The sequence below is a fragment of the Flavobacterium denitrificans DSM 15936 genome (genome assembly GCF_000425445.1).
GTDB lineage: Bacteria > Bacteroidota > Bacteroidia > Flavobacteriales > Flavobacteriaceae > Flavobacterium > Flavobacterium denitrificans.
In genome coordinates this window covers 63,848-77,749 of record NZ_AUDL01000004.1, presented here as the reverse complement: position 1 = coordinate 77,749, position 13,902 = coordinate 63,848, and the positions used below count along the sequence as shown (strand labels likewise).

At 37.9% G+C, this 13,902-nt stretch carries 10 protein-coding genes; 6 read left to right on the top strand and 4 right to left on the bottom strand.

What is annotated here, in order from left to right; genetic code table 11:
* Positions 1-2,580 carry a S9 family peptidase gene (locus H600_RS0100340; protein ID WP_026726921.1) on the top strand — a complete coding sequence of 860 codons (2,580 nt, stop codon included), beginning with the start codon at positions 1-3 and terminating at the stop codon, positions 2,578-2,580.
* Between the two features lie 35 nt (positions 2,581-2,615).
* Here the strand turns inward: H600_RS0100340 and H600_RS0100335 are convergent, their stop codons facing one another.
* The 3 genes from H600_RS0100335 to H600_RS0100325 all read right to left on the bottom strand — a co-directional run bounded on the left by H600_RS0100335 (position 2,616) and on the right by H600_RS0100325 (position 5,514).
* The gene (locus tag H600_RS0100335; RefSeq protein ID WP_026726920.1) at positions 2,616-2,891 is read right to left on the bottom strand and encodes a DUF6520 family protein; all 276 of its coding nucleotides are present in this window, start codon (positions 2,889-2,891) and stop codon (positions 2,616-2,618) included.
* A gap of 83 nt (positions 2,892-2,974) precedes the next feature.
* Entirely contained in the window at positions 2,975-4,513 is a 1,539-nt protein-coding gene (locus H600_RS22825) for a DoxX family protein (protein WP_026726919.1), read from the bottom strand.
* 236 nt (positions 4,514-4,749) lie between these two features.
* A complete protein-coding gene (locus tag H600_RS0100325) occupies positions 4,750-5,514 on the bottom strand; it encodes an XRE family transcriptional regulator (RefSeq protein ID WP_026726918.1) in 765 nt (254 codons plus the stop codon).
* Between the two features lie 85 nt (positions 5,515-5,599).
* Here H600_RS0100325 and dinB point away from each other — a divergent pair, with 85 nt between their 5' ends.
* Both dinB and H600_RS0100315 read left to right on the top strand, forming a co-directional pair.
* Positions 5,600-6,781 (top strand): DNA polymerase IV, encoded by a 1,182-nt coding sequence (gene dinB, locus H600_RS0100320; RefSeq protein WP_026726917.1) that lies wholly within the window; start codon positions 5,600-5,602, stop codon positions 6,779-6,781.
* A gap of 3 nt (positions 6,782-6,784) precedes the next feature.
* Complete coding sequence (locus H600_RS0100315; protein WP_026726916.1) at positions 6,785-9,844, top strand: DNA polymerase III subunit alpha; 3,060 nt, start codon at positions 6,785-6,787, stop codon at positions 9,842-9,844.
* 111 nt (positions 9,845-9,955) lie between these two features.
* Here the strand turns inward: H600_RS0100315 and H600_RS0100310 are convergent, their stop codons facing one another.
* On the bottom strand, positions 9,956-10,177 hold the full coding sequence (locus H600_RS0100310) for a helix-turn-helix domain-containing protein (protein WP_026726915.1): 222 nt from the start codon (positions 10,175-10,177) through the stop codon (positions 9,956-9,958).
* 62 nt (positions 10,178-10,239) lie between these two features.
* Here H600_RS0100310 and H600_RS22435 point away from each other — a divergent pair, with 62 nt between their 5' ends.
* The 3 genes from H600_RS22435 to H600_RS21685 are packed head-to-tail and all read left to right on the top strand — an operon-like array spanning position 10,240 to position 13,739.
* Positions 10,240-11,616: a hypothetical protein gene (locus H600_RS22435; protein WP_051234333.1), complete on the top strand. Its 1,377-nt coding sequence runs from the start codon at positions 10,240-10,242 to the stop codon at positions 11,614-11,616.
* Positions 11,616-12,656, top strand: coding sequence for a hypothetical protein (locus H600_RS0100300; protein WP_026726914.1), 1,041 nt, complete (start codon positions 11,616-11,618; stop codon positions 12,654-12,656). The genes H600_RS22435 and H600_RS0100300 overlap by 1 nt, the downstream gene beginning before the upstream one ends.
* 9 nt (positions 12,657-12,665) lie before the next feature.
* Entirely contained in the window at positions 12,666-13,739 is a 1,074-nt protein-coding gene (locus H600_RS21685) for an RHS repeat-associated core domain-containing protein (RefSeq protein WP_051234332.1), read from the top strand.
* Positions 13,740-13,902: the final 163 nt, after the last annotated feature.

Genomic DNA, 13,902 nt, shown 5'->3' with positions numbered 1-13,902 from the left:
ATGAAATATTTTAATCAAAATAGCGTCATACTACTTTTTTTACTTTTCGTAATTTATGCAAGCTGTCCCGCACAGGGGCTGCCTCTTAAAAGACAGCTGACAGAACAGGATTACAACAAGTGGGGAATGATAAAACCCGGCCCAATTTCGCAGGATGGAAAATGGGTGAGTTGGTCCGTGCATTACGATGCAGGGCAAGATACTCTTTTTGTTGCGGCAAGCAGTGGCAGGAACTGTTACAAATTTGCTGCAGCCCTACAAGGCAATTTTCTTGAAAATGAAATTTTTTACTTTCAGAACAAAGGAAAAAACGGCTGTCTTATTGAGCTAACTTCCGGGAAGCATCACAATATTGGACAAACCGGCAAAACAGTTGTTTGGGAATCATATCTTGTGGCTGCTAATCCTGAATTTAATTGTATAGCAGTGTGGAATAACGAAGGCAGTAAATTAAAAGAGATCAAAGACATTAAGCAATTTTCAGTTTCCTCTTCAAGACAGGCTCTTCTTTATATAACGCACACGAATAAAAAGAGCTGGTTGCATCTATCATTATTAAACTCAAAGGAAAAAATTTCTGAAAGTGAAATCAGTTTAGGCGAATATCAAGATCTAACTATTTCGAAACCTATATGGTCTGAAGACAATAAATCTGTATCTTTTTATTGTAAAACCGAGCGCGACACGACAGTATTTTATTTTGACATTAACCGTAATGAGTTAAGGCAATTAAATAACAGCCATTTTTCAAACGGGATGAAAATCGATTTTGACGGAAATCTAAGCCTGACACCACGAGGCGAAGTACTTGCTACAATACGGGATGCTGCATTATCATCAATTGAAACCCCAATAGTGGAAGTATGGAATACTTTGGATAAGGTAATATACCCTAAAGCTATAGAAACCCATAATTGGAAATATGCCCCTAAAACTTTACTTTGGAATCCCAAGACAGGCAAAATTCAGCAACTCACTACTACGGATTATCCTCAAGCCGCACTTGTCCCCGGTGGGAAATATGCTTTGCTATGGAACACGGATCACTATGAACCTCAATTTGAATGGGTTTCTAATATTGACCTGTACTTATTGAAGGTAGAAACAGGAGAAAAAAAGATTCTTCTAAAGAATCAGCAAAACAGCTCCATGTCATGGCAGATATCTCCTGATGGTAAATACCTGACCTACTTTACACAAGGTCATTGGTACAATTATAATTTTTCGAAGGGCATTCATGCAAAGTTGTCACATAATTTTCTGGCTGGCTCAGATACACCAAGCTCTAAGGTAGCACCTAATGCACCTGTTCTCTGGACAAAGGATGGTAGATCGATACTTCTGTGTGATGATTTTGATATTTGGCTGGTATCGGCTGACGGTAGATATACCAAGCGGCTGACCAATGGAAGGGAGCATAATATTATTTTAAGGATACCCCAGCAACATGCCGTTAGTCCTTTAAAACCTATTATCAATGGCTGGGGTAGCTCCAGCGTGGATATGACAAAAGATATTGTCCTTGAGGCCAGTGCCCCGGACTATAGCAAAACAGGGTATTATCTCTTAAAGAAAAATGGTGTACTGGAAACTATAGTTTTTGACCAGTCACGTAACTACAATCTGGCGCAAGCCGGGAAGACCATTAGCTGGTATTCGGAGCGTTATGACAGTCCCACAGCAATTCGTTGCCGCAGAGGAAAAGGCCCAATTGTAGATGTAACGCAAAATCAAAAGTCAATCGCAGAATTTTACTGGGGAGAATCAAAGCGAATTTCTTATCAATGGAAAAATCATTCACTAGGAGGGATATTATATTATCCGGCAGATTTTAGAAAAGGAAAAAAATACCCGATGGTCGTTCACGTATATGAAAAACAATCCCAGCGCTTACATTATTTTATAAGGCCAAGCCTTTACGATGGTGAAGGTTTTAATGTTACAAATTTAACCAACAAAGGCTATTTCGTTTTTCTGCCAGATATTGTGTACCAACTCGGCAGCCCAGGCGATTCTGCACTGAATTGCACTCAGGCAGGTGTGATAGCTGCTATTACAGAAGAAGCTGGAATTGACGCTGCGCGGTTAGGTCTTATAGGCTATTCTTTTGGCGGATATGAAGCGAGCTTTATTGCTACCAAAAGCACTATGTTCAAAGCTATTGCCGCTGGAGCAGGGGTTACGGATTTTGCAAGCAGCTATTTTTCCTTGGCAGAAAACTACAATATTCCGGAATATTTCCGGTTTGAAACTTTCCAAATGAGAATGGGAAAACCTTTCCATGAAAACATTCAGGGGTATATCGAAAATTCTCCTGTTTATCAGGCAGCAGGTGTAAAAACGCCTATCTTAATTTATACTGGAGGAAAGGATAAACAGATTCGTCATAATCAAAGCCGTGAATTTTATTTTGCCCTTAGACGATTGGGAAAACCAAGTATTCTTCTTGTTTATCCAGAAGAAGACCATGCTTTTGAAGATCGAAAGGCAATTATGGATCTGACCCATAAAATTGAAATCTTCTTTGGACATTATCTTAAAGGACTTGAAAAGAAAGACTGGATGGAACCCAATTTTTAATAACAATGCAGCCCTGGGGCTGCATTGCTTTTTTGCTATTGTGGGCGGAAAAGCTGCACAATGCATTGGTTGTTCTGATTCTTTTTCCATAAGCGTGTAGCTCCTGGAACATCTCCCACCGTACACATTTGGCTTCCCGTAGGAGAGCACTCGTCGGATGGTTCACAATCGGTAAGATTGCTGTGGCGTATATACCCCACCTCATTAACAAGTGCATTTTTTACCGAATTCTGCGGTGCATTCATCGCCGCTGCTGCGGCAAATCCCATCACTACGACAGGCAAGATGAATTTCAATAATCTTGTTTTCATGATTTAAAAAATTATGGTTTGCAGCCTACTCTTTTTCAGGTTTTCGGCTAAATCCCTGATACCCCGGCCGGGTATATTTAAAACTAATTGCTTTTAGTTAAGTTTACGGACTTTGATTTATATTTATTGGTAAGATCTTTATTAAGAGGTACTTTCGATATCCAATTTCCGCTAAGAGCATATAACGTATTTCCCTGAACCATAAAACTGCGCATGGGTTTGTTTTCCACATGGTAGATGTAAAAACTGGAATCGTATGAATTATTGTTTATATTATAGACATCTATGATGCTGGCCTGCCTCCACATCTGTGCATCTTCATATCGCCCGATTAGCTGGGAGTTCACAAATAATATATTGTCATATGCCGCTGCGGTTCTGTTGACAATAAGAGGAGGTGCCGATAATTTTCTCTCGTGACGATCTTTTAAATAAGCAACCTTCAAATTAGCCTGATAAACGGTATCAATAGTATGTGCCCTTCCTCTCATTATTAGGCTGCTATCCAATCTGAAAAATTCATTACGATAAAAATAGATGTAGTGAAAATCGGAAGTGTATCCATTTCTAAATAATAGACCATCACTGTCAAAAATACCATCCTTTTGGGATATAATTAGGCCGGGCTTCCATATAGGATTTGTTGAGCTGTTAAAATCCAATAACGCAAGGGAGTTCTGCATTTGTGTGGGATGGATTGCGCGTATCACCATATGAAGGGAATCAATAGGCTCAGCATGAGTAAAAGGTACTTCCTGTTTATCAATTAGCTTTGCCTTCCAATCTTTCAGATTACCACGAAATACGCAAGGCACAGTACCATCGGTAAGATAAAAAAATGGAGGTGCAACCCGAATATGAACTGCCCTGAAAGGCAAATCCATATGATCAAGCTCAATTAGAATACGGTCTACTTTATTAAAGCTGGTATTAATGGCAAGCAACATTCGTGGTGCCAGTGTATTACCAAGATAGATGGTTGATCCGTCGGCACCGGCAAAATAAAAAGAGGAGGATTTAAGATCAAGCTTTTTACTCTCAGGTTCAGAAAATGCAGAATAACGCCGGACAAAATTATTGCGGTGGTGGATAATATCTTCCGACCATACGTAAAGCAGGGCCATTGTTATAATATTAAACACAAATAGTATGAGTATTCTAAATGCTGCTTGTAAAGGTCTTTTGAAAAACTTATCTTCTTTTGATGTCAAATCTAAAATTATCGCCAGAAATAATAGAAGAACGAAGAAAAGATTAAAAAGAAGATGTTCCTGCCAACTAAGCTTTTCCAATACACCGCCACAGGAACATGGAATATATGATCCGTAATTCAGTATTATATAGATATAAGCTGTGAACATTGCCATTAATGAAAAAGCCAGTACTAATCCCACGAATCGGGTACGGGGTATCGCTAACATTATTGCTATGATAAGTTCGCTCAGCGGAACCAATATAGCAACCCATCCAGCAAAAGCACTTAACATGGGTGACTGTCCAAGCTGTACACTAAAATTTTCAAAATCCACAATTTTACTGACAGATGCATAGACGAATAACAAAATACAAAGAAGACAAATAATCTCAATGATAATATTTCTTATGGATTTAGGTATTTTCATCTCATCAGTTTTAATATAGTAAAAAGCGGCTTTTCTGATACGGAAGTATTAATTTTCAATTTATGTTCGACTAAAGCTTTGATCTTCAGTTATAAAGCGAAATTAGAACAATAAAATAGAAGGATTGTTAACAAAAACAATCCAAAATTTGCAAAAAACGATCCATTTTGCATTGTATGAGAGAATTACAAACAAAAAAGCTGGCATAAGCCAGCTTCATAGTACAAGTATCCCATTTATCTCTTCCGTTCCAGTCTTCGAATGTCATTCTTTAATTCCATAAACATTTCTTCAATACTGCCGGGAGTAATGGTAGTCCTCTTTTTGTCTTTTTTGCCCAGATTACATTTGAATTCCCATATCTGTTCAATCTCTGATGCCCTGACTTTATAAGGATTATAAAACGATTCGTCAGATTCAAGTATCAATACATTTTTTTTATTTTTATTTAATCTTTTATAAACGATCCCATCATTTTTAGTCATAATGATATAAGTCCTCCCATCTACTACCTCACTTAGCCTCTCAATATATTTGGCGACAATAACATCACCATCTTCATGTGGAGGCATGGAATCCCCATCAACTGTAAACCCCCTATGAATACCCGGCCCTAAAAATGGCAGTGAAATACGCGGCAGGCTTTCGATATATTCCGGATCTGAATATCCATTCATATAGCCCGCCTTAGCTTTTTGCGTAACAATTTCTATAAAACTTTCACCATCATTATTCACTATCACTGGTAATAGAACCCTGTTATCCTCAAGTTTGACCAAATCATCAATTTTGACTTTCCTTACGTCAATGCATAGCAGGATGTCAATGCTGACCTGATAATATTTTGATATCCTTTTCAATATTTCATAGGGAGCTTCTGAAGTCCCGTCCTCATACTTTGCATACCTCCCACGTGTTATTAAAAGGCTTGTAGCGACCTTTTCCTGCGAAATTTTCTTTTTCAACCTTAAGCTTCTGATGTTGTCGGAAAATAAAGACATATCGTTTTTGTTACAATTTGTATCAGTAAATATAATTTATTTGTTACAATCTGTACTAATTTTGTTTGGTACAAAAATGAAGGTTATGGGAAGGGCAATTGTGCACATGGATCTGGATACATTTTTTGTGTCCTGTGAGAGGCTTACTGATTCAAGATTGAATGGTATTCCATTGATTATTGGCGGAGGTGAAAGGGGTGTCGTTGCGTCATGCTCTTATGAAGCTAGAACTTTCGGCGTACGCTCAGCGATGCCTATTAAAATGGCACTGCGTTTATGTCCGCAGGCAAAAGTGATGAAAGGTGACATGGAATTATACTCCCGGCTATCACATGAGGTTACTGAAGTTATAGAAGAAAAAGCTCCGGTCATGGAGAAAGCCAGTATCGATGAATTTTATCTCGATATCACAGGTATGGATAAATTCTACGGATCCTACTTATGGACTAACGAGCTGGCACAGTCCGTTACAAAAGAAACGGGCTTGCCGATTAGCTTTGCATTATCGGTCAATAAAACGGTATCCAAAATTGCAACAGGTGAAGGTAAACCTAAAGGTAATCTTGAAATACCTGAAGATATGGTAAAACCTTTTCTTAATCCATTGTCTATTAAAAAAATACCAATGGTAGGCGATGCTACTTTTCAATTGTTATCCCGTATCGGTGTCAGAAATATCCAGACACTTTCAGAGATGCCAGCGGAGGTATTACAGCAGATGATTGGTAAGAATGGTATCGAGTTATGGAAAAAAGCCAACGGTATCGATAACAATCCAGTTGAACCGTATACGGAGCGTAAATCAATTTCTACAGAGCATACTTTTTTACAGGATACCATAGATCTTGACAAACTCAAAAGAGTACTTCAAGGTATGGTGGAAAAACTTGCTTTTCAGCTTCGTTCGGAAGGCTGGCTTACTTCAACGGTGGTCATTAAAATACGCTATGCAAATTTCGATACCGAAACCAAACAATGCAGAGTTCAGTACACTTCTGCAGATCATATCCTGATGAAGAATGTAACAGACCTTTTCAATAAACTTTACCAGCGAAGGATGCGACTTCGACTAATTGGTATTCGCTTCAGCGGTTTGGTGAGAGGTACTTATCAGATCAACATGTTTGAAGACACCGAAGAAATGCTTTCGTTGTACCAGGCAATGGACAGAATGAAAACCCGATATGGTTTTGATGCTGTAATGCGTGGAGGTGGCGCAACATTCAAGCCCAACAATAAAAATGAAATATTAAAAAGAAAAAAATAAGCCATGTACCTGAATTGCCATTCATTTCATAGCCTTCGCTACGGAACTATACCGATTGACGAATTGGTGCAGCTGGGGATTCTATGCAAAGCAGAATCTATGGCACTTACTGACATCAATACGGTAACAGGCATTTACGATTTTATTAAATTATGTCAGGCTACAGCTATAAAGCCCCTTATCGGAATTGAATTTCGTTGCCAGCATACATTGCGATATATTGGTCTTGCCCTAAACCGTGAAGGTTTAGGAGAAATGAACCGATTTTTGACAAAGCATAATTTTGAAGATTCAGCGCTTCCGGTTCTTGCGCCGACTTTCGAGAATGTTATAGTTATTTATCCTATCAGCAATGCCCCGACAAACTTACAGGAAAACGAATACATCGGTATCAAGCCTGATGAGCTTCTTATATTATATAAAGAAAAATGGAAAAACAGGTTAGATAAAATGGTGATGCTGCATCCTGTTACAATTAGGAATAAAAAAGAATATAACCTTCATAAAATATTACGTGCTGTCGATCTAAACGTGCTAGGGTCAAAATTAACTATGGAGGATTATTGCAGTGATTCAGAAAGAATGTTGCCCCTTTCAGAATTATTGGAAAAATATACGCTCTATCCTACTATTATTCAGAATACCCAAAGCATAATTGAAAGGTGCAATTTTAAATATGAATTCGGTATACCGCGCAATAAAAAATATTTCACCAACAGCCGCGATGAGGATATGCAACGGTTGAGAGAACTCGCCCAGGAAGGAATGATCAAAAAATATGGCCCTGATAATATTATTGCAAAACAGCGTGTTGACAAAGAGCTAAAAGTCATTGAAGAATTGGAGTTCAGCGGTTATTTTCTCATAACATGGGATATTATTAGATATAGTATCAGTATGGGCTTTTTGCACATAGGAAGGGGCAGCGGAGCTAACAGCATTATCGCATATTGTCTCGGCATTACCGATATCTGCCCTATTGAACTGGATTTGTATTTTGAGCGCTTCCTGAATGTAAACCGAAAAAGCCCGCCAGATTTCGATATTGACTGGTCATGGAAAGAACGTGATATAATATTAGAATATATCTTTAACCGTTACGGAGTGGAGCATGTTGCTTTCTGCGGCACCAATGTTGAGTTTAAATATCGATCAATATTCAGGGAAGTTGGAAAAGTTTTTGGACTTCCAAAAGAGGAACTTGATGCCTTGGCTAAAAACCCGTTAGAACTTCACGATAATAATAAGGTGGTGAGGATGGTTCAGGAATACGGAATGATGCTTGAAAAATATCCCAATCAGAGAAGTATGCATTCATGTGGGATTTTGATTTCTGAAGAACCTATTACAAATTTTACAGTGCTGGAAATGCCACCAAAAGGATTTCCAATCGCACTGTTCGATATGCATGTGGCAGAAGATATTGGTTTTGAGAAATTTGATATTTTGAGCCAGCGCGGAATAGGCCATATTGATGATAGTGTCAAACTGATACGTAAGAACCGTGGTATAAATGTTGATATTAGGGATACATCGCTTTCTAAAGATGAGGCTTTGTGCAATCAATATTTGGGTCGTGGTCAAACTATTGGTTGTTTTTATATCGAAAGTCCCGCAATGCGCGGGCTTCTTAGAAGACTACAATGTAATAACTACAAGATACTTGTGGCCGCATCGTCCATTATTCGTCCTGGTGTTGCCCAAAGTGGAATGATGAAAGAATATATTTTCAGACACAACAACCCGACACAATTTGAATACTTCCATGAAGTATTTAAGGAGCAGCTCGGTGAGACGTATGGCATCATGGTATATCAGGAAGACGTAATAAAGATAGCCCTGCATTATGGAGGACTTCCCGCTGCAGATGGGGATATATTGCGCAGGGCTATGAGCGGAAAAGGAAGGTCGAAATCAGCCCTTCAGAAAGTAAAAGATAACTTTTTTGAATGCTGTGAGCGTCAAGATCATCCTTTTGAACTTAGCCAGGAAATTTATCGCCAGATCGAATCGTTTGCCGGATATTCTTTCTGCAAAGCGCACTCAGCTTCGTATGCAGTAGAAAGCTATCAGAGCCTATACCTTAAAGTACATTATCCAATTGAATTTATGGTTGCGGTTATTAATAACCAAGGAGGTTTTTACAGAACTGAAGTGTATGTGCATGAAGCCCGGATGTCAGGCGCCACTATACATAATCCATGTGTAAATAAAAGCGAATATGAAACTACACTTTATGGTACTGACGTTTACCTTGGGCTTATGCATCTTGAAGGATTGGAAACAAAAATAGCAGATCACATAGTTACCGAGCGTCAGTTAAATGGAGAATATAAATCACTGCAAGATTTTATAAATAGAATACCGATTGGCATCGAAGGAATCCAAATATTAATATTTATTGGAGCATTCCGTTTCACGGGAAAAACAAAGAACCAGTTATTAGTCATTGCAAGGCTAATACTGGTTAATTTTAAACCTGAAAATCGCAGTTTGATGCTTCTTCAGGAACCAGTAAAGGAATACAATCTCCCGGTTTTAGAACGATCAAGGTTTGAGGATGCTTTTGATGAAATTGAATTATTAAGCTTTCCTGTATCCTGCACGCCATTTGATCTGCTGCAGACAAAATTCCGAGGCGATGTAATGGCAAAAGACTTATTGCAACATCACAAAAAAACGGTAAAAATGCTGGCTTATTTGATCTCTCGAAAGCACGTTCCTACAAAGATGGGCGCAATGTTTTTCGGAACATGGATAGATGTAGAGGGAGAACTGTTTGATACGGCTCATTTTACTGGCAGTCTTAAAGAATATCCCTTTCAAGGAGGAGGCTGTTATCTGTTGCTAGGAAATGTTGAGGTCGATTATCACTTTCCTACCATAACAGTAACCAAGATGGCTAAAATGCCTTTTATACCAGATCCAAGGTATTCTGAAAGTAGCGAAAAACAATACGATGCGCATAGAAATATCCGCGAGGATATAAGCATGACCCAGAGAGCGCCATACCCGCAGGAGCATGAGATAGGTCTGCCACGACATAAAATGGGAAGTGCCTGAAGATGATCATTAAAGAAACCACATAAAAATACTTGTTTTTACTTTTTGAGGTTTTTCCGTAAGGATATAGAAAAAATATTTTGTATGTTCGCTTCGGAAAAGTCTTACCTACTAAAAGCTAATTAGCTGTTTCATGTCCACGCCAAGCGCGTCAGCAAGATGTGTGAGATAGATTAGGGACGGACTAATCCTGCCGTTTTCAATACGGCTGATATAGGAGATATCCAAATCGCTGTCAATAGCAAGCTGGGCTTGAGTAAAGCCTTTGTCTTCGCGAATTTTCTTAAGGTTGGCTCCAAAATTTTGTAAATATTCTTTGTCTTTATCCCTCACAGGACAAAATTCAGAGTTCTAATAATAAATACTATAGGACGTACGTCCAAGTTGGAGATAAAGTGAGAAATAATAATCTTTTCGAAATTTACAAGCTTATTAAGATAGCCTTTTGCGTTTTTCTTTATACAGCACAAGCTTCTGGTCAATCTGTACCCAAGACAGATTTGCCTGTAATTCAACCAACTCTTCCAACTCTTATTTCACCGAGTATGGATAATTTTATTATACCTACGTCAAATTATTCAACATCATCTGGTAATACGTATCAGCAACAGCAGAATAAGCGTATCATGAACGAAGTAGATCAGCATGAAAAGCTTCGTCAAGAGACTTTGTACAGTGTGAAATCTGACATAGATGAGCTACGATCTGAAATTCATTACGATTTACCATCTAAATCAAACATAGAGGGTACAGCCGCATATAAGATTCTTTTTGATAAGATGCTTACGTTGGATGTAAATAATTTTTCCGTAAAAGGCGTAAATTTTGATATTGAAAATGCCTATTTCAACAACAAAGCAGATAAGTCCCAATTTGACCAAATTATACATCATACTGGAGAATTTCTGACTGCTAAAATGAAAGAATTAAAATATGACCAAAATAGCAATTCAGCAAAAAACTATATACTGTTTCAGTTTTTTTCGGAAGAAATGAAATTAGGGAAACAAACGCATTTGCCTTTCAAATACGATTTTGAAGATTATATGGGTGTTAAAGATTTTTCAAAGATTTTTGTGTCCAAACTCATTTCCACAGGTTCTGGACAGTGTCATTCATTGCCTCTATTATATCTTATTCTTGCAGAAGAAATTGGTGCGGAAGCTTATTTGTCTCTATCACCGAATCATTCATATATCCGCTTTCCTGATGATCGTGGAAAATGGTATAACATTGAATTGACCAACGGAATGTTTTCAACAGAATCTTATATCTCTCAATCTGGTTATATCAAGTCGGAAGCCCTACAGAATAAGATTTATATGGAAAATTTATCAAAAAAGGAGCTACTATCAAAACACTTTTCAGATTTAGCTGAAGGCTATATTCATAAATTCGGGTATGATGAATTTGCTCAAAGTGTTATCGACAAGGCACTCGAATTGTATCCTAATAGCATATCAGCAAATATGATTAATGCAAATCTTGCTACTGTACGCGTGAAATATGTAGTGCAGCAATTAGGAATAAATATTTCTGATGCTAAGGAACGTGAAAGGATTCTCAATTATCCTAAAGCAGTGGAACTTCTTAAAGAAATGCAAAAGCAATATGCGGTTATTGATAATTTAGGATACGAAAACATGCCACCGGAAGAGTATCAGAAGTGGCTTCAATCCATGAAGGGTGAAAAACAAAGGGAAGAAAACAAGGCTATTGAAAAACAATTTAAGGGTGCAATAATTAAGTCAACAAAACAATTAAAGAATTAATGAAAATAAATTTACTAATAATATTTTATTTGATATTTTCTGTTTCTGTAAAAGCACAGAGTCAGGAGACGCTTTATATGGACAGTTTTATTACTCTTAATAGTATGCTGGTCGATGGTAGTAAATATAATTTTAAACAGGCAGTGCTATCAGTCGAAAATGCCTATTTGAATGGTACATTGGATATAGCTAAAGTTGACAAAGAAATCCGCACCCTTACTGTCTTGTGCAACTCTCTCGTAGAAAATAGGTTTTTAGCATACGGAGAAAATGATAAAAAAGACGTAAATAAATGGGCTGCTGCTTATCAGGTCATGTGTGATAGTATTCCAATTATTGTAAATAATAAGGAGTATAACTACATTCCATTCAAATACGATTTTAACGATGTATTTGGCAATGAAGATATATCTAACATGTTTGTTTCAAAGCTACTTAATAGCCGAAAAGGGAATTGCCATTCATTACCTTATTTATATAAGATTTTGTGCGAGGAACAAGGAACGACGGCGCAACTTGCTTTAGCTCCTAACCATGTGTATATAAAGCACCAAAATAAAAAAAATGGATGGTATAATACGGAACTGACAAGTGGGATTTTTCCAAATGATTCATGGCTCATGGCGTCGGGTTTCATACATCTAGATGCTATAAGAAATGGCGTGTATATGAAAGCGCTTAACAATAATGAGAGTATTGCTCTTCTCATTATTGATTTAGCTAACGCTTATCAAAAATCCTTTCCTGAAAATGACGGTGTGTTCCTGATGAAATGTGCCGATGCTGCCATAGCTGCTTATCCAAATTTTGCTACTGCTTTAATATTAAAGGCAGAGCTTCATAAAAAACGAGTAGAAAATGAGGTAGACGCCCAAAAGGCAAATGCAGATTTTAAGTTATTGGAAATAGAGTACGCTCACATCCATGAGATAGGCTACCGCTTTATGCCGGAAGAAATGTATTTGAACTGGCTCGGTTCATTAAAAACTGAAAGGGATAAGTACGAAAACAAAAAATTGAATACCTTTAACAAGCAATAAACCAACACAATGAGAAAACTCTATTATTTAATTTTTCTCCTTTTGGCAGTGGGAACAGTGTCTGCCCAAGAGAAGCTCTCAAAAGAAGAACAAGCCCGAAGACAAAAGAATATTGATGCAGCAAACCCATTTAAGCAATTCGGGTATAAAGCTAAAGTGGCTACATTGAGCAAAGGCAAATATCTAGAAGTCCATGACCTTGACAGTATCGTTACAATTGGTTCGATTCGTTTTCATGTAGATAAAAAAGAAATTGTAGGCAATGCTGCACCAGATACAATAAACGGGATATATGCAAGACCTACGGGCGATATGCCAAGCAGATGGCTTTCTCCTGACCCATTAAGTGAGGAGTTTACAAATTGGTCTCCATACTCCTTTGTTTTTAATAATCCACTAAGATTCAACGATCCAACAGGAATGGCTCCGGATGAAGTCATTATAACGGGTACACAAAGCCAGGCGGCCTTGCAAGAATTACAAAATTCAGTGCAAGGACAATTGACATTATCGATGAATTCCGCTGGCAAAGTTAGTTACACACAAACTGGTACCGGTCCGCTTACAGCAGGTGCAGCACAGTTAGTAAATGCTGTGGATAGTCAATCTATTACAGTAAATGTCGTAGCAGAAAACACTAAAACAACATCAACAGGAAACCTGTATATTGGCGGAGCTTTCATGGGCAATACGGTAACTGCTGGTGATCCTTTATTAGGAGGCGGAAATACAGTTAGTACGCAACAGGAAATCAATCCTGGCGTTCTATCTACCGCCGACAATTATTTTGGAACATCTGGATCACTTACACTCCACGAGGTCACTGAATCTTATCAGGGTGCATTGATTACACAAGCTTCTGGAACTTCTGTTGGCCCAGCGACGAATGCTGACGCAGCTAATCCAAGTAGTGTATATATGCGGGCACATAACGCCGCAACTCCACAAAATATGGCAGTTAATCAAAATGTTTATGATGCGCAAGGTAATCAACTTCAATCTCCATTTACAGGAGCTACTCGGGTTGATTATACTGTTCAACAAGGCACAAGAGCTCCACAAACTATAATGACTTATCCATAAACTATGAAAACATATTTTCGCTTTTTCTCACTATTAATCCTCGTGACTTTTTGTTATCTCGCATCATGCGCTCAAAAAATTAGTTCTAAGAAATCCGATCAATTCACAAGTACTGCCAAATCGGACTCCATTTTTACAGTTCGCAAGATTGATTCTATTAACA